Consider the following 21,126-nt stretch of genomic DNA (forward strand, 5'->3'; position numbering starts at 1 on the left):
TTTTTTCTGTTGAGGCTGTATTCCGGTTTTGAGATATGACCAAATCCCCATTCACAGTAGATAGTGTTAATCATAATAATAATTCTCTGCAAAGGTTAGTGCGCTCAATCAAGCTTTCTAAGGATCAATTTGCTCTTATTCTTGTGCGATGTAACTATCAGCAATTAAGAGAGCAAATGTTAGAAAATATTCGCTCTCTGACAAAAGATATAAACTTACAGGAAATCTATCTCCAACCAGCGACTAAAGCTTTACATACAACAATCATTACAAAACTAAGTCTAGATCATCCTGCCGTAATTACAGATTCTCCACCATCAGCGGTGATGGTCTTTGGTTTAGAGTCAATTCTGGCGCTGGAAGACTTATTAACTAGTCTTAATCAAGCGAGAGATATCTATACAGCAACCTTTCCTTTTCCTGTGGTGTTGTGGCTACAAGATGAAGTGGCAACAATGCTGACAAAACTAGCACCCGATTTCAAAAGTTGGGCGGCAACTACTATCAAGTTTGAATTGTCAAAAGAAGATTTAATTGCCTTAATACGTCAAGAGACAGAATCACTGTTTGCTAAATTTTTAGAAGCAGGTGCAGAAAAATTTTTATCTAATGCTGCTCTTAATTTAGCACCTAAATCTCAACATCGTCACGAAATTGAGTCTGCTCGTAATGATTTATTACGTCTGTATAGTGTTCAACTAGAGCCAGGGTTAGAAGCTAGTTTAGAATTTGTTTTAGGACGAGATAAATATGCAAATGACCAAATTAATAGTGCATTAGCTCATTATCAAAGAAGCTTAAGTTTATGGCAGAGAGAGGCTAAACGAGAGAATGAAATAGTTCAAAAAATAGAAGTTTCTGAGGAAAAAAATGAACATATTTATGCGTATCGCATTCGACAGGCAATAGTCTTATTTCATGTAGGTTTATGTTATCGCCGAATGGCTGACTTACATCAAATCACTAATAGTCACTATTGTCAACATGCCCTTTCATGGTTTCAGAGATGTTTAGATTTATTAGAACAATTACAAAGGCAAGATTTAGTAGCAAAATTTATTTTGCCTGTTTGTGAAATGCTGCAACGTTTAAAATATTTAGACGAGCTAGAAGTATTAGCACAAAAGTCTTTACATCTACATGAAATGTATGGTAATACTGCTAAAGTAGCACAAGATTATGGTTTTTTAGCAGATGTAGCAGCATCACGTAATAATTGGGTGTTGGCTCATGAGTTAGCAAATACCGCACTTTCTATTGCCGAATTAGCAACAGAAGTTTCTCGACAACAAGAAAGCTGGTATCTTTTATTGCTGGCTCGGACTCAGAAACATCTAGGGCAATGGGAAGAAGCAATTAGTAATTTAGAATGGGCCAGGGTGGTTTGTGAACTACAGTATGAACCATCGCTATATTTAGAAATATTAGAAGAATTGCGATCGCTGTACTTATTTGAGCGCCATGATTATGCAGAAGCATTCAATCTCAAGCAAGAAAAAGTTCAAATAGAACACCAATATGGCTTTCGTGTATTTATTGGAGCCAGTCAATTACAGCCAAAACGTTACAGAATTAACCCTGTTTTAGAAACCCAAAAAATTTCATTTATTCCAGAAGATATTGCTCAAGAAATAGCGGCTTCTGGACGGTTGCAAGATGTTAACCGTTTAATTGAAAGAATTACCCGCGCTGATCATAAATTAACGATCATACATGGACAATCAGGAGTTGGTAAAAGTTCAACTATTAAGGCAGGTTTAGTACCTGCTTTAAAGGGAAGAGTTATTGGTGAAAGAATTCCTTTACCAATTGTTTTATCAGGATATACAGATTGGGTAACAGCTTTGGGACGTAGTATCAACCAAACTTTAGCACAATCAGAATTACCAATTGCTGTAGAATTTACACCTACTATCCTTATAGAAAAGCTACGTTTAGCAACTGAATATAATCATATAATAGTTATTGTATTTGACCAGTTTGAAGAATTTTTCTTTACCAGTAACTCCAGCCAAAGATTAGAATTTTATAAATTTTTTATTGCTTGTCTTAATATTCCTTATGTAAAAATAATTCTTGCCTTAAGAGAAGATTATTTACATTATTTATTGGAATTTGAACGTTTTAGTAAAGAAAATAATGATTATTTATATGATTTAGGTGTAATTAATAAAAATATTCTCGATAAAGATATTCGTTATTTTTTAGGTAAATTTTCTATAGAAGATACGAGAGGAATTATTTACAGTTTTACAAAACGCTCCCACTATGAAATGAGTGATGAATTAATTCATCAGCTAGTCCAGGATTTAGCTGGAGAATCAGGAGAAGTAAATCCAATCGAATTACAAATAGTTGGAGTGCAGTTACAAGCAGAAAATATTACTACACTCGAACAATATAAAAATTGTGGTAGTTCAGCAAAGCTGGTCGAGCGCTGGCTTGAGGAAGTGATCAAAGATTGTGGCGAAGAAAATGAAGATTTAAGTTGGCAATTACTATTTGAACTCACTGATGAAAAAGGCTTTCGTCCCCTCAAGACTAAATCTGATTTAGCCATTGCTTTAGGAAAGAATATCCATACAACATCTGGCACACAATCAGACTGGGAGCTAATTCTCGAAATTTTAGTCGGTTCAGGTTTAATATTGCGCTTGCGTGAAGAATTAGGCGATCGCTATCAATTAGTCCATGATTATTTGGTAGAGCCAATTCGCCAGAAAAATAGTTATGGCATAGTTGCTGAACTCGAAAAAGTCAAATCTGAAAAAAAACGTGCAGAAGTCGCCCAAAAGCTTTCTCAAGAACATCTTAATTTAATTTTGCAACGGCGGTTGCGCGAAGCACGTATAGCAGGTGTGGTATTGGCAATTATGGGCGGAACTATTGCAGCCTTATGGTGGCAAGCCGATTTGCAAAAAAGAGCCGCAATTCGCCAAACAATTCGCGCCGAACGTAGTGAAACTAATTTAAAAATTAGTGCGATCGCCGCAACAAGTGAAGCTTTATTTGCTTCTAACAAAGAGTTTGATGCCCTTTTAGAAGGTTTACGCGCCTGGAGAAAATTGAAGCAGGCAGACGAAGTACTACCAGAAACTCGAATGCGTGTAGTCACTGCTTTACAACAGGCAGTCTATGGAGTGTCGGAGTTAAATCGTTTGGAAGGACACACTGATATTGTTTGGGGTGTCGCTTTTAGTCCCGATGGCAAATTATTGGCTTCAGGTAGCCGCGATCAAACCGTGAAACTTTGGCGATCTGATGGAACTTTGCTACAAACCCTGAAAGGTCATACTGAGTCAGTCACCAGCGTGAGTTTTAGCCCCGATGGTCAAAGTCTCGCATCTTCCAGCCTCGATAAAACTGTACAAATCTGGCAGAGAAACCCAATTACGGGCGAATTTGATTTACAACCAGCCAAAACTATAGTAGATCGAGGCTGGGTTTATTGCGTAAGTTATAGTCCCGATGGAGAATTGCTGGCGACAGGCAATAAAGATGCCACAGTCAAACTTTGGCGTAAGGATGGTACTTTAGTCAAAGTTCTTAAAGGACATCAAGGGTGGGTGAATTGGGTCAGCTTTAGCCCTGATGGTCAATTGATTGCTTCAGCTAGTGATGATCGCACAGTAAAAATCTGGCGGCGGGATGGCACTTTAGTCAAAACACTTTCTGGACATCAGCAGGGTGTAACTGTTGTGACTTTTAGTCCTGATGGGCAAATGATTGCATCAGCAGGTAGAGATAAAATTATCAAATTGTGGCAGCTACAGCCAAATAGTGACAATAATTTTGACTTTCAAGCTTATAAAAATTTAGAGCAGCATACCAGCACAATTTGGAGCTTGAGTTTCAGCATCGATGGACAAAGGTTAGCGTCAGGAAGTGATGACAATACAGTCAACCTCTGGAGTAGCACTGGCACATTACTCAAAACCTTTAAAGGTCATAGTGATGCGGTGGCCAGTGTGGCTTTTAGCCCAGATAACAAAATATTGGCATCAGGAAGTTATGACAAAAGCGTCAAAATCTGGAGTTTGGATGCACCAATATTACCCGTTCTGCGGGGGCATCAAGATAGAGTTTTGAGTGTGGCGTGGAGTCCTGATGGGCAGATGTTGGCTTCTGGTAGCCGCGATCGCACCGTGAAACTCTGGCAAAGAGAAACAATTCATGGCGAAGCTACCACCCGACTTTACAAAACTTTAGTAGGGCATACAGATAAAGTTCCGAGTGTGAGTTTTGACCCCTTCGGTGAACTTCTGGCATCAGGCAGTTATGACAAAACAGTCAAAATTTGGCGGCGGGATGGCACTTTACTCAAGACCTTACAAGGACATACTGATAGTGTGATGAGTGTCAGTTTTAGTCCTGATGGCCAGTTATTAGCATCAGCCAGTAAAGACAAAACAATTAAACTGTGGAGTCGTGACGGTCAATTACTCACAACCTTGGTAGGACACCAAGGTTGGGTGAACAGCGTTAATTTTAGTCCTGATAGCCAGCTGCTTGCCTCTGCTAGTGATGATCAAACAGTCAAACTTTGGCGACGGGATGGTACTTTGATCAAAACGTTTTCACCCCATGACAGTTGGGTATTGGGTGTTAGCTTCAGCCCAACTGACCAATTAATCGCTTCTGCTAGTTGGGATAACACCGTGAGACTATGGCGGCGCGATGGTACGTTGTTAAAAACGTTGTTAAAAGGCTACAGCGATAGTGTTAATTCTGTGACTTTCAACCCCAATGGTGAATTACTGGCGGCAGCTAGTTGGGACAGCACAGTCAAACTGTGGAGCCGTGATGGCAAGTTAATTAAAACTCTCAATGGACATCGCGCCCCAGTCTTGAGTGTGAGTTTTAGCCCTGATGGTCATACATTAGCATCGGCAAGTGATGACAACACAATCATTTTGTGGAATTTGCATTTGGAAGACTTGCTGCTGCGTGGTTGTAACTGGGCAGACAATTACCTCAGTCACAACCACAATGTTGAAGAACGCGATCGCTTTTTGTGTGATGGCATTAGTCACGGGCAGTAAAGATTTGAATTGATCAAACCAAGCGCGATCGCTTTGCAAATTTTTTAATCACTGTTTTCTTTCGTCACCTCTGGTAGCAAATTTCCAAGAAAAGCTTTGATTCTCATCCTCTCAATGTAAGGCCAGCCACCCTCAGACTCAATATCTTTCAGTAGTGAGTAAAGTTGCTGGCGATTATCGGGCAGACTCTCCTGAAAAACACCATCCCGAATTGCTCGATGTAAATACTCCAACTGCCGTAGCAAGTTTAAAAGAGCGAGTGGATCTCCTTGGCAATCCCTCGCTACATCATTCACTGCTGAGGCAATTTTTTCCAATTCCTCAGAAAAATCTGTCGATTCAAAACTTTTGTTGCTCATGCAACTCTCTCTGTCAAAATTAGGTCTACTCAAATTTACCGAAGATTGTGAGCTTTCAGGCGCGATCGCCAGTGGTTAATACATAATCCTTACATTCACAAATATCAAGCTTCTGTAAGCTTCTGGGAGTTGCTCATGGCTGATTTTGAAGTATTTGCTACTACTATTCGTTTTCACTGTCTCAGAGGAACTTAGTCAGCCTAGTTCAAAATCTCCTTTTTGCCAGATTAGTCTCACAAATAATTTTGTGAACTCAGTACAAATCAAAAGCAATAGCAATCTCTCGCAAAAGAGAGTGGTGGCTTTGATTACAGCCTCCTAGGAAGCTAGATAGGATCAAAGACTTCCTACTTTAAACTAGAGTGCTTTGATTTTGAGTTAAAAAAAATCGTATGATCTGGCTGATTTCCCTATAAAGCAATGGGCTGTATGTAGTGGCAATACATACATAATACAGAAAGGCTTCCAAAACCCTGCAAATGCCTACGGTATTTACAAGGTGTGAAGCCTGACGTTAAAAGCATCAACGACAGCAAGCCTAGCCTTTGGGAAAAGCTGGCTGTCAGTGAATACAGCTTTTCGTCAGAGATCAAAACTTCGTGCAGTTTTACAACTTAGATATTAATTTTTGACATTGAGGTTGACCATGAGGTATCGCGCTTTAATTGTTGCATTCTTGGCTTTATGTCTGGGGCTATTAACTGCTTGTAGTGATGCTCCAGAGTCTAGTAGTAGAGATGTACTAACCTACGAACAAATTCGTGGGACTGGCTTGGCTAACAAATGCCCTCAATTGGCAGAAACAAGCCGTGGCTCCATTCCCATTGATGGTAGCCAGTCATACAGCATCAAAGAACTCTGCTTAGAACCAACTAATTTCTTTGTCAAAGAAGAACCAGCTAATAAACGGCAAACAGCCGAATTTGTAGCTGGAAAACTGTTAACTAGATACACTTCCACCATTGACCAAGTGCAAGGGCCACTAAAGTTTAACTCAGACGGTAGCTTGACTTTTGTTGAAGAAGATGGTTTGGACTTCCAAGCCATAACAGTTCAACTTCCTGGTGGTGAGCGAGTACCTTTCCTCTTCACCATTAAAGACTTAGTTGCTCAAACACAATCTGGTTTAACCAGTATCAATACTTCTACTGACTTTGAAGGTGAATTTAAAGTGCCTTCTTATCGTGGTGCTGCCTTCCTAGATCCCAAAGGTCGTGGTATCGTTAGTGGTTATGACAACGCTGTTGCTCTTCCTGCTCAAGCAGATGATGAAGAACTCACCCGTGCTAATGTCAAGCGTGCTGAAATTCTGAAAGGCAAAATTTCTCTGCAAGTAGCCAAAATAGATAACTCTAGTGGTGAAATTGCTGGCACATTTGAAAGTGAACAGCCATCTGATACTGACTTGGGAGCCGGTGAACCCAAGGAAGTGAAGATTCGCGGTTTGTTTTACGCCAGAGTTGAACCAACTCGTTCTTAAACTCAGCACATTCTGGCATTTAAGTATCACAATTTTGAGCCATTAGGCTTGATCACAAAATTTCATATCAGTCTTTAGGGAATGGATAGGTGAATTTTGAACTAAATTGACCTAAATGGCAACATATTTCACTATAAAAGGGCGATCAGCCCTTTTTTTATTGTTTTAGCAAAAAAGTAAACTTTTCCTCTGTTTAATTAATTACTATAAATTCTTCAATTGTACATAATCTGTGTTTACGCTTAGTTACTGAACAATTTTTAAAATCATATTAATTATTTGCTCTGAATACAGTATCTTCACTGATAATAAAATTTTTATTCATGCAGCAAAATCATAAGAGATACACTTCATATTTGATTAAATAAATTAAGTACAATCTCGGTTTTAAATTAAGTAAATTATTTCATATTTTGTTTATATGTAGTTTAAATCAGCTACAGCTAATACCAAATCACAATAAATAAAAAACAATTTCGTTTATTTAAATATTGCTCGATTATTAAAATTTTCATAGTGATAGCAATGCAGTATGACAGAGGAAACCTCTGGTTAATATAGCAGGCTATGTGCTGTGAAATTTTGTAATCTTAGCTTGTTTAAAAGTGCCTAATTAACTGTTTATTTGCTAAATAAACGCGGTGCTATGCCTACCACAGCAACCAATGAACTAAAGCATGAAATTTGGCAGTTGTTGCGAGAATATAAGGAATCTCGCTCAGAAAACGTCCGCAATCAATTGGTAAAACTCAATTTTGGACTGGTAAGAAAAGAAGCTCACTACTGGATTAACCAATGTCGTGAAAGCTATGATGATTTGCTCCAAGTTGGTTGTTTAGGTTTAATTCGAGCTATTGAAAGATTTGAGATTTCTAAAGGACACGCTTTCAGTTCCTTTGCTATTCCCTATATTCGTGGTGAAATTCAACATTACCTGCGGGATAAAGGTGTGACAGTCAGAATTCCTAGGCGCTATTTGGCACTACAACAGCAAGCCATTGGAGTTTCTCGTTCTTTACGAGAAAAATATAACCGCCAACCTACAGACTCTGAATTAGCAGCAGCCTTGGATATTACTCTTAGTGAGTGGCAAGAAATCAAATTAGCATGGATTAATCGCGCTCCTCTGAGCCTAGATGTGCCAATTCAAGACTCAGAAGAAGGAGCTACCAGTTTAGGAGAATTAGTTCCCGATCCTCACTACCGTAGCTTTCAATTAGCTCAAGAAGACCAACTGCGGTTACAACAAGCCTTGTTTCAGCTAGAAAAGTGTACTCGTGAAGTTTTAGAATGTGTGTTTTTGCAAGATTTGACACAAAAACAGGTAGCTGAACATTTGGGCATTAGTGTAGTTACGGTTTCTCGGAGAGTTAAAAAAGGGTTGGATTTATTAAAACATCTGATGTGTACAACAGATGATTAAATTTAAGCAAAATAAAACCGTATTTTTACTGGTTTAATTATGCTAAGAAAAACCCTTAAAATTTAATAGTTTAGGTTATAAAAGGAAAATACTTTGTCTGAAATAAAAACAGGCTGTGTAGATTTTCCCAAGCAAATTTTTCCTATAGCTTTTGAGAACGGCTAATGGCCATAAATTCTAAAATTGCAATTGCAACTATTTTAACTTTGGCGATCGCTGGATGCGCCTCAGAAAACACTCCACAAGCCAGTACTCCGGCGGCTCCAGCAGCGCCACCAGCAGCAGCGCCACCAGCAGCAGCGCCACCAGCAGCAGCGCCAGCGACTCAGGCTCAATCTTTTAATAATCCTGTGGTGTCTACGAAAAAGGCAACTAACGTTGTTTATCTCACTCCTACCTTAATTCAGCCTACTAATGGCAAAACCCGGATAGATTTAGTGTCTAAAGGGCGGCCTGATCCATTTGCACAAATTGTTAGCCCGATTGGTTCTGAAGTGGGACAAAATCCTAACGCCAAGCAAATTCCTCGATTACCTCGCTTACCAATAACTATTGCTAAAAATCCCAAAGTGCCAATCAGCAGTGCTGCTGCCATGACGAAAAAACCTAAAATTCAATTGGCACAAGCTTCTACATCTATCTTGCCCAGGGTTTTGCCGCAAGTTGTTCCCAGTAACCCTTTTGGATCTGTATTACCACCTGCACCCCAACCTGATTTAGCAAAAGCAGTGGTGGTGACTGGCGTAGTTTTGATTGGTAGAGAACCCCAAGCTATTATTCAAATTCCCAATGAGCCTTCCAGCCGCTATGTCCAAGCGGGACAGAGATTAGCAAATGGTCTGTTGATTAAACGGATTGAAATGAATCAGGGTTCAAATCCGATCGTGATTCTGGAACAATACGGTATTGAAGTTGCCAGAATGGTAGGTGAAGCTCCTGCTAACTCAACGCCATCAGTGACATCTGCCACTGCTGGTAAATTGATTTCATCAATCATACCAACTCAAAATCTTATTGCTGTCGGAGCATCTTAAGGATGGATACTCAAGAAAAATTTGAATTTGCTGGTTTACCTCTAGCTGTCTATCGAGAGATAGCTGCTCATCTACGCCAAGTGGAAGGAGTGGAAGCGGGTTTAATTCCCCAGTCATCTCCACAATTTGATTACAATCAAAGCCAAATTAATGGTTTGTGGATATCTTGGTCTCCTAACTCTCGTCTTGCAAGCCGACAACGGGTGCAGCAAATTTTGGCTTACTACCAGAGCCTTTATGGAGTTTGAGTACTGAAATTTCAGTAGGTGGCTCAATTACATTAATACTTTTTAGTTTGCTGGGTGAAGCCAATCTATCCAATCGAGTAACTGATGATTGGGTAATATTTGTCTTGACCCTGTTTAATTTTCTGAAAAAATATCAGTTTCTGTCTCACAATCAGTGTTGTATCCGTTTTGGTAGATGCGGTTGGTTATGGATTTTGATAAAAAAATGTCAGTGTTTGACTCAAAACATGATAATAAGTGATGCAATTATAAATTGCTGAGGTAAACTTGCAAGCAAAGTAATGCAAAATATTACTCAGCTGCTCTTCGGTCTGGGCATCACTCAAAATGGAACACTGGCAATTTCTCATCCAGAAACAGGGCGATCGCTCTTGGCACACCTTGGAATCGCCAAATATACAAATTTTAGAAGGTCGGTATAGAGTTTTAGCTCGTTCTGACCTTCCCAATACGGATGTGGAAGTGCGGGTAACTCACTCTTCAACTCAAGAAGTTCCCCCTAAACGGCGAATTCAAAAGCAATCGCGGCGCACTACCTCGGAAGGTTTAATGGCGGTAATTCCTTTTACGCTCCTCAAGCCGGGAATATGGGAATTACGCTGTTCTGGCGATTTGATGTCAGATATTTTTGGTAAATCATGGCAACAGAGTGTCTATCTGCAAGTCTTGTCTACTTTGGCAGATGGCGAAATCGACAAATTAACAGGTGGTGGCAATTTAGAGTCAAATTCTCCTGAATTTTTCATGATTCCATTGCCACATACACAAAATTTTTATGAGCCAGACAGTAGTGCTGGTAAACAGCCGATTTCCCTAGGTTCAGAGTCTCATAAACAGAGCAATTTAGTTACTAACGAACTTTCTGCCGAAATTGCATCAATAGCCAGTGATGATACTGTCCTCACAACAACAGAAGAAATCCCAGCTAGTGATGCGGTTGTCAGTGAAGAAGCTTTATCTACAAGCGATCGCATTCCCAGCGCCACAGAAGAAATCCCAGCTAGTGATGCGGTTATTAGTGAAGAAGCTTTACCTGCAAGCGATCGCATTCCCAGCGCCACAGAAGAAATCCCAGCTAGTGATGCGGTTATTAGTGAAGAAGCTTTATCTACAAGCGATCGCACTTTATCAGTCCCAGAAGAAATTCCTGCTAGTGACTCGGTTATTAGTGAAGAAGCTTTACCTGCAAGCGATCGCATTCAAACCGCCACAGAGGAAATTCTTTCTACTGACTCGGTTATTAGTGAAGAAGCTTTATCTACAAGCGATCGCATTCAAACCGCCACAGAGGAAATTCTTTCTACTGACTCGGTTATTAGTGAAGAAACTTTACCTACAAGCGATCGCACTTTATCAGTGACCACAGAGGAAATTACTGATAACAAATCGTTTATTAGTGAATTGCCTGTCGAAGAAGCGGTATTTTCTGATGATCGCACTCTATCAGTCTCCACAGAAGAAATCCCTGATAGTAGTTTGGTGATTTTTCAACAGACAGTTGAAAAATATGAAGATGGAATGATCGATCAGCCTGTTAATCCGGTATGGTTGAAAGGCGAAACGGCAGAGCAAATATTACAAAGTTTAATAGATCAAGCTTTACCTACCTCATTATTAGAGGATGAACAGCTTGAAGAAGTGGAAACGATACAACCAGTACCACCACTCAGGCTGACTTTAGAGCAAGAAAACTATATTGCTCGTTGGGGAGAAGGACTGAGTATTAATGCTTATGTAGAGTTACAAACACAGCCAAATCTGAAAGATGAGCCACAGTACTCAACTACTTTTCATACACTGGAGGTTAAAATTGAGCTACGCTCACCTTTGAGTTCGGGAATTTTAGCTCAGGTACGGCAACCTTTAGCAGATAATTTACTGCCTTTTACGATTAACTCTGCCATTAATATTCCGATTGATTGCGAATCTAAGCTGCTTTTGGGGGAACTCAGTTTATATGGCGCAATTAGTGATTTTGATGATGTCATACTTTTAGCTAGTCGCTCTTTTACAATTACTGCGGATGTAACAGAATTACTGGCGATGACAGCAGTGGCTAAATTTAATCAGCAAAACTTTTTAGATAACTCTAGCGCTGTAGCAGTTTCTCTAACGAGTCAAGAGCCAGAAACATCACTGAGTCTGGGTTTAGAACTTTTTAACTTAGTCAAAACTTCTTTAATACAACCTCAAACTATTCTGCCATCGCCGAACCAGCCATTACCAGCCCAAATTAATCTTTTATCTCTCAAAAAATCAGGAGATTTGCGATCGCCACAACTACCGCAATTGCCAAAGTTCCCAGAAAATCAAACTAGTGCGATCGCCATTAATGATGATCTCACCGAGGTGACTGCGGAAGGGAAGGAGGAAATTGAGCCGCAAGATCATTCTTTACCCGCCCAAACTACAATCCCCTTAGCACCCATTAACTTGGAACAGCTATCAATTAGAACTCGTCCTGGATGGATGTTGGGTAATATCTTCCCTTATCTCAAACGCCTCAAAAGTGTTCCGGTTGAGACAACAGAAGAGACAAATAATTTACTAGATGTATCTGAACCTGCGATCATTGAAGATTCTTTAGCAAATGTATCTGAACCTTTAATAGCTGAAGATTCTTTACAAGATGTGTCTGAAGCTGTGATCGTTGAAGATTCTCTACCAGATGTGTCTGAACCTCCAGTAGTTGAATATTCTCTGTTAGTTGAGCCAGCGATTACAGCGGATGAGAACCTAGATGTAGATGATTCTGCAATTGAAACATCAGTTGAGACCAATTCCGAGTTATTTGCTGTGTCTATATTAGAAATGCCTGTCACACCAAGTTTAGAATTTAGTGATGACTCAATTTTAGAACCAGCTGCTCCTTTAACCTCGGAATTGATAGCAGAGGTGAATCCTTACTCATCTCCGTTAATTAGGAGGTGGATGCAGAGCCAAGGATACGTTGTGCCTGAACTTCCTCTTGTGCCAGAGCAAAATCATCAAATTGAAGTTGTAGAGCCGGAAATTGCCTCTGAAGAAGCAATAGAGCCTGACTTATTCATACCAAGTGTTGATGTTCAATTGTCATCAAATCTAGATACGGATTTAGAAAATCTTGATGGTGAATTAGAAGACAATATTGAAGAACAGAGCCATTCAAGTATCTCTGAACCTCAAAATGACACTGAAATTAGTACAATTACTGAAGAATCTGAAGAGTTCAATATCTCAGCAGAAGTTGAAACAGAAAACATTCAGCAAAAATTGTCTACCGATTCATCGCCATTAACCCAGCTACCGCTGACTCAAAAAATTAAAATACCGAGGGCTTGGCTGGGGCAAGAGATTGTTGTTGATGATACTGATAGTGAACCCGAAGAGGACTTTGCTAGAGCGCAAAAACAACAGCAATCTATCTCGGCTGTATCAAACTCATTACCTGTGGATGGGGAAATGGTTGAGGCTTTACCTACTCCTCAACTGCATATACCAGAAGGTGAACTGATTGCTGGCCAGTCTGTACGTGTGCGTGTAGAACTACCAGAAGTTCCTCCGCAGGTGGTGGTGAAATTATGGATTGAGGATTGCCAAACTCGTGGGTTGTTAGATGGCCCTCATTTATTAAAAGATTTGCTACCTAAAGCCTTGGGTGGTGTAGAGGTAATGACTCAAATCAATATTCCCTTCGGCTGCGTGGAGATTCGCTTAGAGGCGATCGCCTTCCATACCTCTACTCAGCAGGAAAGTCACAAAGCCACGACGGTGCGGACTGTAATTCCACCAGACTTGCCAAATTATCAGTTAGATGAATTGCTGGGTTTGTGAACACCTGCTTCACATAACTGTGTTAAAAATCTTGAGAATTTCAAAAATTTGTCTGAATTTGCAGTAAGCTCATCTTGAATTGTAGTGTGATTTAACAGGAAACTTTACCATGTCTACTGAATTTTTGCCTCACATTTTGGCTTATTCTGCATCGTACTTGTCTCCTATCTTTGTTCCCATCATTGGTTGGGTTTTACCAATTGCAACATTCTCGTTTCTTTTGGTATACATTGAACGCGATGACATTGCTTAATTAGGTATTTAGTAATCAGTAATTGGCTACTGCAATTTTTACCAATTATTTATTACTAACTTCCAATTCACCAGATTGTGAAGTCAATTAATGATTATAAAACCGTCTGACTCCTAGAGTCAGACGGTTTTTTTGTACTGTTTTCTAAACAAGTGCTAGAAAATTCAGTCAATATATATTATTAGGTTCAAACCGCTTTTATAGCGAAGAACCGATTCCAGCGTAGGCTCCGTAGAAGAAGATACCTACAACCGTAATGACACCTAAACCTGCGATTGTAGCTACAACCCACAGGGGAATTCTTCCAGTTCCAGAAGACACAGTTTTTCCTCCTCCCTTAATAAAAATCAACTCAGATTTTAGATAAACAAAGTTTCACAAAAACAGTTCCAGTTAGTTAAAGAAGTAACTGGAAAAGAGAATACCGAGAACAAAGATCAGTAGCAATCCCAGGTATAAAGAAGTACGGTTGAGTTCAACCGGCTGATTATTAGTATTGGGCGTTCTTTCCATGATTTGCTCCTAGCGTTGAATAAATTGCATTGCGGCGATCGCGCCTAAGAAAAACACGGTTGGCACACCTAAAGTATGAACTGCCAGCCATCTAACTGTAAAAATTGGATAGGTAACTGGTTGATTGATGTTATTTCCGCTAGTCATGATCTCAAACTACTTTCCGATAAATTTTTCAACTTGCTGTTTGGCTTCATAACGATTCTTCACAATTGGCACTTCTTGCCGTGTTTGTGTGTAATATTCGTTAGGGCGAGGTGTGCCAAATACATCATAAGCCAGCCCAGTGCTAACAAATAGCCAGCCTGCAATAAATAATGCTGGGATGGTGATGCTGTGAATTACCCAATAACGAATGCTGGTAATAATGTCCGAAAACGGACGCTCTCCAGTGGTACCTGACATTTAGATCCCTACCTTCACAAAGACTGTTATTGAGTTTATTATCCTACAAAGTTTAGAAAGAGTTACAAGTTGCAACGCACTTCTCATAAATCAGCGTGAACACCTAAACTTTCGCTAGGTCTAAGCGGCTTTTTGGAGAGTAGCTTTTTCGGCATTGGCGTTATATTTCAGCAATACACCGCGATCGCCAATAATAAATCCTTGATCTGGCTTGAGAAACACTATCTTATATAGATTAGCGGCTACCTGCTCCACGTCCCGGTCTTTCTCCCAGGTTTTGCCACCATCAGTACTCCGCAGCAAATTACCGCTACCGCCGCCTATCCATAGTTCTTCCGGTGTGCGATATGCCAAATCCAGTAAACCCCAACTTGTGGATAACTCTGGATATACAGCTTCTTGCCATTCTTCGGCGTTATTGGGTTCGCTAAATTGAATTTGACCACCCCGTGCTAATAACCACAGTTGGCCATTGTTATTGAAACCCATGTTTTCTACCCGCCGAGAACTATTACGGTTATGGGGAACCCACGCATTTTGTCCTGGTTCCCAAGTTGAGTAAAAGCTACCCTTGGCGGAAACAGCGACATATTTGCCATCAGCAGAACGTTGCATATTGCGAACTACGCCGACGGCTGCTTCTACTTGAGCTTTCCAATTTTTACCACCATCGATGGTTTTGTAAATTGCGCCTACATCAGTAGCCATTTCCGCTGAGTCAGACCCCAGGGCGTGAACAGTTATGGGATTACCTGGTAACTTTTCGCTCAAGGGAATCCGTGACCAAGAACGGCCTTCATCGGTGGTATGTAGTAAAAGAGAGGGTTCGCCGACAATCCAGCCTTCTTCCCCAGAAAAACTTACGGAATCAAAACGATACCGAGAATCATCCAGTGCCAAAGACAAAGGTTGCCAATTTTTACCACCGTCTTTGGTTTCTAAAAGCGTGGCGTTGCTTCCTACTAAAAAACCATGTTGAGAATCTTGAGTAAAAGCAATATCCAGCAACTTTTCGTTGCTTGGTACAGCAATGATTTCCCAAGGGTTGAAGCTAGTGGAAGGCACTTTGCTACAACCGATACACAAAACAATTACTATCAAAAAGGCAATTATGCGTTGCCAGCTTTTCACAATGGACTGCATCAGTATTTCTTAGTATTTTCTAAATTCGTTTAGGTTTTACCTTAAGAGTTGCGATCGCTCTCTAAATTAGGTAAAAAAAGATAGCGGGTCTTATTGTAAGCCGTAAAGACTGATAAAGAACAAGAAAGCCAGAGCTAAAGCCCCGAAAATCAAGATATTCTTTTGCCCTGGAGTCAGCTTATTAACACCCAAACCAAAACCGAGATTTTCTTTAAAACCGGATGCTGTACCAGACGGGCCAATGTTGGCAAAAGCAGTTTTCTTAGCACTACAAACTGGACAACGCCAATTTATAGGCAGTTCTGTAAACAGTGTCCCGGAGGGGATATCATGCTTATCATCTCCCTTCTCAGGTTCATAAACATAACCGCAGGCGCGACACTCATAGCGGTCTAACGCTGGAGTCTCAACAGCTTGTTCGCTCATGGCTAGGGTCTCCCAGAGGGGAATTATTAAATATACGTTAAAAATTATGACATAACTGTTAGACTTTTCTATCACTTACACAAACGAATCAAATACCTGAAATCCGTTTGTTTCCCAGATTTCAGAAAACTCGAAAAGATATAATGTAAAAGAAAGTAACAGCCTTATTTACACCATAAGCGGTAGAAATTCATTGTGTTTGTCCTCAGCGGTTACGAGTACTTTCTAGGCTTCTTAATTATCTGTAGCCTAGTGCCTGCCCTGGCGCTTTCTGCTTCCAAGCTTCTCAGACCCAGTGGTAACAGCCTGGAACGCCTCACCACATACGAATCTGGGATGGAACCAATTGGGGGAGCCTGGATTCAGTTCAATATCCGCTACTACATGTTTGCGCTAGTTTTTGTCGTCTTTGACGTAGAAACTGTGTTTTTGTATCCTTGGGCGGTGGCTTTCCACCGTTTAGGGCTATTAGCATTCATCGAGGCGCTAATTTTTATTGCAATTCTTGTAGTTGCCTTAGTTTACGCATGGCGTAAAGGAGCTTTGGAATGGTCTTGAATTCTGATTTAAGCACCCAAGACAAAGAGCGAATCATCAACCCGATTGAGCGTCCGACAGTCACTCAAGAACTTTCCGAAAATATTATCTTGACAACGGTTGATGACCTCTACAACTGGGCTAGGCTTTCAAGTCTTTGGCCTTTACTTTTTGGTACAGCTTGCTGCTTTATTGAGTTTGCAGCGTTAATTGGCTCTCGTTTTGACTTTGACCGCTTTGGGTTAATTCCCCGTTCTAGTCCTCGTCAAGCTGACTTGATTATTACAGCCGGCACAATCACCATGAAGATGGCACCCCAGTTGGTGCGTCTTTATGAACAAATGCCTGAGCCGAAGTATGTGATTGCAATGGGCGCTTGTACAATTACTGGCGGGATGTTCAGCGTGGATTCTCCCACTGCTGTACGCGGAGTTGATAAATTGATTCCGGTGGATGTGTACTTGCCTGGTTGTCCTCCCCGTCCCGAAGCGATTATTGATGCGATCATTAAGCTACGGAAGAAGATAGCTAATGATTCCATGCAGGAACGTGACCAATCCAAGCAAACCCACCGCTTTTACAGTACGACTCATAACTTGAAGCCAGTAGCAGAAATTTTAACTGGCAAGTATATGCAGTCAGAAACTCGCTTCACGCCACCAAAAGAATTGACAGAAGCAATTGGTCTACCAGTACCACCTGCGCTGCTAACTTCCAAAACCAAGGAGGAACAAAGCCGTGGCTGATGAAGAAACTAAACCAGTACCAGCAGGGGCAGATGCTTTAGTTCCATCTGGGCCAATTTCTCAGTGGTTAGCAGAAAATGGCTTTGATCATGAATCTTTAGCCCCTGATAAAAATGGGGTAGAGATTATTAAAGTGGGGCCAGAATTTTTGCTTCCCATTGCTACGGCTTTGTATGCTTATGGGTTTAATTATCTCCAGTTTCAAGCTGGTATTGACCTTGGCCCAGGACAGGATTTGGTCAGTGTGTATCACTTAGTCAAAGTTGGTGATAATGCTGATAGACCAGAAGAAGTGCGAGTGAAGGTATTCTTGCCACGAGAAAATCCTAGTGTGCCTTCAGTATATTGGATTTGGAAAACCGCCGACTGGCAAGAACGGGAAACCTACGATATGTTGGGCATTATCTACGAAGGACATCCTAACCTGAAGCGGATTTTGATGCCGGAAGATTGGGTGGGTTGGCCTTTGCGGAAAGATTACATCTCGCCTGATTTTTACGAGTTGCAAGACGCTTATTAAAAAGTGCTGAGTGCTAAGTGCTGAGTGCTGAGTGTCAGCTAGTGGAGATTTTAATGTCTCATCTTTAACCCCTCTCCGGCGGCGGAGGGGGGTAATGTTTTTTTGGCGTTAATATGAAAGGAAGTAATATTTCCTTTTCCAGCAGAGATACGAAAAAATAAAGGAAAGATTTTTGAGTTGAAGCTAGGTAGGCAGTAACATAAATAGGCAGTAAAAATATTATTTTGTCAGAGCCAATGTCTAACGAATTACAAGAATCTTTTAAACAAGCGTATGCCAATCTCGAATTATTTCCACTGCTAGAAAAGAAAGAAACAGAAAGTTTTAGAGTGGATTATGGTAATGATTCTATAGAAAAGTTAATTCAATACATTGAGTATAGTCCTAATGGTGATGCGAAGATTATCTTTACTGGACATACGGGATGTGGTAAATCGACTTTATTAGCTGAGTTAAGTAGACAAATTGAAGATAATTATTTTGTAGTGTTATTTTCTATTGCTGACAGTATTGAAAGGTCGGCTGTTGATCATATTAATATCTTGTTTGCGATCGCGCTTAATTTAATGTCTGAAGCCGAAGCCCGCAAAGTAGAAATCCCTAAATCTACTAAAGAGCAAATCTATGGGTGGTTTGCGACTCGCACTCGGACTACAGAGACAGAGTTAGGAAGTGGGCTTGAATTGGGTTTTGATTTGCTCAAAGTTATTAAAGCCCAATTAAAAGCTGATGCTAAAGTTAGAGAAGAAATTACACAGGAATTTGAACGTAAAATATCTGATTTAGTCGCCCGAATTAATGAAATTGCAGCCTTGATTCAAGTTGCGACTAAAAAAGAAACTATAGTCATTATTGATGACTTAGATAAACTAGATTTAGAAAGAGTCAATGAAATTTATGGAAACAATATTAAATCCCTCTTTCAACCTAATATTAGGATTATTTACACTGTCCCGATTGCGGTAATGTGTAACACTTTTCTCTGGAATATTATTAAGGCAGAAAGCAACTACCGAATTGTGGTGATGCCTGTTATCAAAATTTTTAGTAAGGGCGACAATCGCTTAATTGATGCCAAGCCTCGGACTGAAGCAAATAATATTTTATGTGAAATCTTACAAAAACGCATTTCTAGTGAATTAATAGATAAGTCAGCCGCAGAAAAGATTGTTGTTTACAGTGGTGGAGTGCTGCGGGAGTTGATTCGTATAGCTAATGTATGCTGTCTGATTTGTTTACGGCTTATCAGGCAGACACCAGAAGCAAGAATTGTAATTGATAGCCAAGTTATAGAACAAGCAATTAAAGAAATTCGTAATGAACTTTCTCTGCGTTTAGGAAAAGAAGATTTTAAAATTTTGAAAACTATTTATGAAGATTTTGAACCTGACGATGTAAAGCAGTCGGAGTTTTTAGAATTACTGCATGGGTTGTTTATCTTGGAATATCGTAATGATGAAACTTGGTATGATGTACACCCCATTCTTGTAGAAACTTTGAGACGTAGGAGGTTGCTTAATTAATTATGAATGAAGACTTGCTGACAGATGATGAAAATAGAGAAGCTTATGAGTACTTAACTGTTTCTATTGAGGCTAAAGCAAATCGGTTGAATTTGCTAATAGGTGTTTGTGATGATGCTAGTTTTAGAGATGAACTTATTGCTCAGTATGAGGCAGAATTACAGTCGCAAATTCATTGTTATCGGGTGACATTGGCAAGGGGCGAACCTAGTTTGAGGGCGGCTGTTGCTAAACTAGTGGAATCTGAAGAATATTTGCAGCAACATAACCCAGCAGTAATTAGCGTGACTGGTGCAGAACAGCTTCATTTTTTGAAACTGGGTGAGGAACGTTCAGAACAAGAGATTTTTTTCGGTTATTTGCAGTGGACTAGGGAAGGGTTAAGAGAATTTCCTTTTGCGATTGTCTTGTGGGTGACTAATCAAATATTGGTTGAATTAATTAAAAAAGCGCCTGATTTTTGGAGTTGGCGTAATGGTGTTTTTCGGTTTGCATCTACAAGGAAAAATACTGTTTCTGCTAAAGAATTAGAGCCGATTCGGTTTGCTTTTACAGGTAATGAATTATCAGGTTTTGATGATGACAATGATTATTTATTGCCTATAGAAGATTTACAAGGATTTATTCAAGATTTAGAACAGCGTGGTGTAAAAGATACAACGTTAGCGACTTTATACTTTAGCTTAGGCGATATTTATAGAAAAAGACTCAACCGGAGTGAGTGTCAAGATTATAAAAAAGAGCAAGAATTAGGCATTAAGTATTTAAATAAAGCTGTAGAATTGCAAAAAGAGTTAGGTTTAGAAAAAGACTTAGCCACCAGCCTCAACAATTTAGCCACACTCTACAATTCCCAAGGCAGATACAGCGAAGCCGAACCTTTGTACATTCAAGCATTAGTACTGTACCGCAAACTCCTGGGTGAAAAACATCCTTATGTAGCCACCAGCTTCAACAATTTAGCCGCACTCTACGAATCCCAAGGCAGATACAACGAAGCTGAATCTTTGTACATTCAAACATTGGCACTGAGGCGCAAACTCCTGGGTGAAGAACATCCAGATATCGCACAAAGTCTCAACAATTTAGCCACACTCTACAATTCCCAAGGCAGATACAGCGAAGCCGAACCTTTGTACATTCAAGCATTAGTACTGTACCGCAAACTCCTGGGTGAAAAACATCCTTATGTAGCCACCAGCTTCAACAATTTAGCCGCACTCTACAAATCCCAAGGTAGATACAGCGAAGCCGAACCTTTGTACATTCAAACATTGGCACTGAGGCGCAAACTCCTGGGTGAAGAACATCCCGATGTCGCTGCCAGCCTCAACAATTTAGCAGGACTCTACGATTCCCAATGCAAATACAGTGAAGCCGAACCTTTGTACATCCAAGCATTGGCACTGAGGCGCAAACTCATGGGTGAAGAACATCCGGATGTTGCCGCCAGCCTCAACAATTTAGCCGCACTCTACAAATCCCAAGGTAGATACAGCGAAGCCGAACCTTTGTACATTCAAGCTTTAGATATTTTAGAGAAACGGTTAGGGATAGATCATCCCAATACTGTTACTGTGCGTAAAAACTTAGCAAATTTGCGCGATCGCCTGTCCTCAGAATCATAACAGCGATCGCCTAATCTCGGCTCTTCACGTTCC

The 21,126-nt window shown here is 40.3% G+C and carries 18 protein-coding genes and 1 pseudogene; 12 read left to right on the top strand and 7 right to left on the bottom strand.

Annotated elements, in window-relative coordinates:
- Nucleotides 1–35 precede the first annotated feature (35 nt).
- Nucleotides 36–5,042, top strand: a complete 5,007-nt coding sequence (locus NOS7107_RS22655; protein ID WP_015115270.1) for a hypothetical protein — start codon at nucleotides 36–38, stop codon at nucleotides 5,040–5,042.
- Nucleotides 5,043–5,086: 44 nt separating this feature from the next.
- Here NOS7107_RS22655 and NOS7107_RS22660 read toward each other — a convergent pair whose 3' ends face one another.
- Nucleotides 5,087–5,401: a hypothetical protein gene (locus NOS7107_RS22660; protein WP_015115271.1), complete on the bottom strand. Its 315-nt coding sequence runs from the start codon at nucleotides 5,399–5,401 to the stop codon at nucleotides 5,087–5,089.
- 646 nt (nucleotides 5,402–6,047) lie between these two features.
- On the opposite strand from NOS7107_RS22660, the gene NOS7107_RS22665 reads away from it, so the two are divergent.
- The 6 genes and pseudogenes from NOS7107_RS22665 to NOS7107_RS28115 all read left to right on the top strand — a co-directional run bounded on the left by NOS7107_RS22665 (nucleotide 6,048) and on the right by NOS7107_RS28115 (nucleotide 13,652).
- Entirely contained in the window at nucleotides 6,048–6,881 is an 834-nt protein-coding gene (locus tag NOS7107_RS22665; RefSeq protein WP_015115272.1) for a photosystem II manganese-stabilizing polypeptide, read from the top strand.
- A 646-nt stretch (nucleotides 6,882–7,527) separates the two neighbouring features.
- Entirely contained in the window at nucleotides 7,528–8,304 is a 777-nt protein-coding gene (locus NOS7107_RS22670) for an RNA polymerase sigma factor SigF (protein WP_015115273.1), read from the top strand.
- Nucleotides 8,305–8,468: 164 nt separating this feature from the next.
- Nucleotides 8,469–9,338, top strand: coding sequence for a hypothetical protein (locus NOS7107_RS22675; protein WP_015115274.1), 870 nt, complete (start codon nucleotides 8,469–8,471; stop codon nucleotides 9,336–9,338).
- Between the two features lie 2 nt (nucleotides 9,339–9,340).
- Entirely contained in the window at nucleotides 9,341–9,586 is a 246-nt protein-coding gene (locus tag NOS7107_RS22680) for a hypothetical protein (protein WP_015115275.1), read from the top strand.
- A 327-nt stretch (nucleotides 9,587–9,913) separates the two neighbouring features.
- Nucleotides 9,914–10,270 (top strand): annotated as a pseudogene (locus NOS7107_RS28780) (hypothetical protein); the annotation flags it as partial.
- Between the two features lie 3,238 nt (nucleotides 10,271–13,508).
- The gene (locus NOS7107_RS28115) at nucleotides 13,509–13,652 is read left to right on the top strand and encodes a hypothetical protein (protein ID WP_015115277.1); all 144 of its coding nucleotides are present in this window, start codon (nucleotides 13,509–13,511) and stop codon (nucleotides 13,650–13,652) included.
- A 198-nt stretch (nucleotides 13,653–13,850) separates the two neighbouring features.
- Here the strand turns inward: NOS7107_RS28115 and NOS7107_RS28120 are convergent, their stop codons facing one another.
- The 6 genes from NOS7107_RS28120 to NOS7107_RS22710 form a co-directional block, all read right to left on the bottom strand.
- Entirely contained in the window at nucleotides 13,851–13,973 is a 123-nt protein-coding gene (locus NOS7107_RS28120) for a photosystem II reaction center protein J (RefSeq protein WP_015115278.1), read from the bottom strand.
- A gap of 72 nt (nucleotides 13,974–14,045) precedes the next feature.
- Nucleotides 14,046–14,165, bottom strand: a complete 120-nt coding sequence (locus NOS7107_RS28125; RefSeq protein WP_096604190.1) for a photosystem II reaction center protein L — start codon at nucleotides 14,163–14,165, stop codon at nucleotides 14,046–14,048.
- A gap of 9 nt (nucleotides 14,166–14,174) precedes the next feature.
- Complete coding sequence (gene psbF, locus NOS7107_RS22695) at nucleotides 14,175–14,312, bottom strand: cytochrome b559 subunit beta (protein WP_015115279.1); 138 nt, start codon at nucleotides 14,310–14,312, stop codon at nucleotides 14,175–14,177.
- A gap of 9 nt (nucleotides 14,313–14,321) precedes the next feature.
- A complete protein-coding gene (psbE, locus tag NOS7107_RS22700) occupies nucleotides 14,322–14,570 on the bottom strand; it encodes a cytochrome b559 subunit alpha (protein ID WP_015115280.1) in 249 nt (82 codons plus the stop codon).
- 120 nt (nucleotides 14,571–14,690) lie between these two features.
- Nucleotides 14,691–15,713, bottom strand: a complete 1,023-nt coding sequence (locus tag NOS7107_RS22705; protein WP_015115281.1) for a photosynthesis system II assembly factor Ycf48 — start codon at nucleotides 15,711–15,713, stop codon at nucleotides 14,691–14,693.
- Between the two features lie 90 nt (nucleotides 15,714–15,803).
- Complete coding sequence (locus tag NOS7107_RS22710; protein WP_015115282.1) at nucleotides 15,804–16,139, bottom strand: rubredoxin; 336 nt, start codon at nucleotides 16,137–16,139, stop codon at nucleotides 15,804–15,806.
- Between the two features lie 195 nt (nucleotides 16,140–16,334).
- Here NOS7107_RS22710 and ndhC point away from each other — a divergent pair, with 195 nt between their 5' ends.
- The 5 genes from ndhC (at nucleotide 16,335) to NOS7107_RS22735 (ending at nucleotide 21,093) form a co-directional block, all read left to right on the top strand.
- Nucleotides 16,335–16,697 (top strand): photosynthetic/respiratory NAD(P)H-quinone oxidoreductase subunit C, encoded by a 363-nt coding sequence (gene ndhC / locus NOS7107_RS22715; RefSeq protein WP_015115283.1) that lies wholly within the window; start codon nucleotides 16,335–16,337, stop codon nucleotides 16,695–16,697.
- On the top strand, nucleotides 16,688–17,422 hold the full coding sequence (locus NOS7107_RS22720; protein WP_015115284.1) for an NADH dehydrogenase subunit K: 735 nt from the start codon (nucleotides 16,688–16,690) through the stop codon (nucleotides 17,420–17,422). The genes ndhC and NOS7107_RS22720 overlap by 10 nt, the downstream gene beginning before the upstream one ends.
- Nucleotides 17,415–17,942: an NAD(P)H-quinone oxidoreductase subunit J gene (locus tag NOS7107_RS22725; protein WP_015115285.1), complete on the top strand. Its 528-nt coding sequence runs from the start codon at nucleotides 17,415–17,417 to the stop codon at nucleotides 17,940–17,942. Before NOS7107_RS22720 ends, NOS7107_RS22725 begins: the two co-directional genes overlap by 8 nt.
- Before the next feature lie 236 nt (nucleotides 17,943–18,178).
- Complete coding sequence (locus NOS7107_RS22730) at nucleotides 18,179–19,465, top strand: P-loop NTPase fold protein (protein WP_015115286.1); 1,287 nt, start codon at nucleotides 18,179–18,181, stop codon at nucleotides 19,463–19,465.
- Between the two features lie 2 nt (nucleotides 19,466–19,467).
- Nucleotides 19,468–21,093: a tetratricopeptide repeat protein gene (locus tag NOS7107_RS22735; RefSeq protein WP_015115287.1), complete on the top strand. Its 1,626-nt coding sequence runs from the start codon at nucleotides 19,468–19,470 to the stop codon at nucleotides 21,091–21,093.
- Nucleotides 21,094–21,126 lie beyond the last annotated feature (33 nt).

Origin of the sequence: Nostoc sp. PCC 7107 (assembly GCF_000316625.1) — a bacterium.
Taxonomy (GTDB): domain Bacteria; phylum Cyanobacteriota; class Cyanobacteriia; order Cyanobacteriales; family Nostocaceae; genus Nostoc_B.

Bases quoted from the DNA above. Each gene is read 5' to 3' on its own strand.
- NOS7107_RS22655 (WP_015115270.1), top strand. From the start codon at position 36: ATGACCAAATCCCCATTCACAGTAGATAGTGTTAATCATAATAATAAT.
- NOS7107_RS22660 (WP_015115271.1), bottom strand. From the start codon at position 5,401: ATGAGCAACAAAAGTTTTGAATCGACAGATTTTTCTGAGGAATTGGAA.
- NOS7107_RS22665 (WP_015115272.1), top strand. From the start codon at position 6,048: ATGAGGTATCGCGCTTTAATTGTTGCATTCTTGGCTTTATGTCTGGGG.
- NOS7107_RS22670 (WP_015115273.1), top strand. From the start codon at position 7,528: ATGCCTACCACAGCAACCAATGAACTAAAGCATGAAATTTGGCAGTTG.
- NOS7107_RS22675 (WP_015115274.1), top strand. From the start codon at position 8,469: ATGGCCATAAATTCTAAAATTGCAATTGCAACTATTTTAACTTTGGCG.
- NOS7107_RS22680 (WP_015115275.1), top strand. From the start codon at position 9,341: ATGGATACTCAAGAAAAATTTGAATTTGCTGGTTTACCTCTAGCTGTC.
- NOS7107_RS28115 (WP_015115277.1), top strand. From the start codon at position 13,509: ATGTCTACTGAATTTTTGCCTCACATTTTGGCTTATTCTGCATCGTAC.
- NOS7107_RS28125 (WP_096604190.1), bottom strand. From the start codon at position 14,165: ATGGAAAGAACGCCCAATACTAATAATCAGCCGGTTGAACTCAACCGT.
- psbF (WP_015115279.1), bottom strand. From the start codon at position 14,312: ATGACTAGCGGAAATAACATCAATCAACCAGTTACCTATCCAATTTTT.
- psbE (WP_015115280.1), bottom strand. From the start codon at position 14,570: ATGTCAGGTACCACTGGAGAGCGTCCGTTTTCGGACATTATTACCAGC.
- NOS7107_RS22705 (WP_015115281.1), bottom strand. From the start codon at position 15,713: ATGCAGTCCATTGTGAAAAGCTGGCAACGCATAATTGCCTTTTTGATA.
- NOS7107_RS22710 (WP_015115282.1), bottom strand. From the start codon at position 16,139: ATGAGCGAACAAGCTGTTGAGACTCCAGCGTTAGACCGCTATGAGTGT.
- NOS7107_RS22720 (WP_015115284.1), top strand. From the start codon at position 16,688: ATGGTCTTGAATTCTGATTTAAGCACCCAAGACAAAGAGCGAATCATC.
- NOS7107_RS22730 (WP_015115286.1), top strand. From the start codon at position 18,179: ATGTCTAACGAATTACAAGAATCTTTTAAACAAGCGTATGCCAATCTC.
- NOS7107_RS22735 (WP_015115287.1), top strand. From the start codon at position 19,468: ATGAATGAAGACTTGCTGACAGATGATGAAAATAGAGAAGCTTATGAG.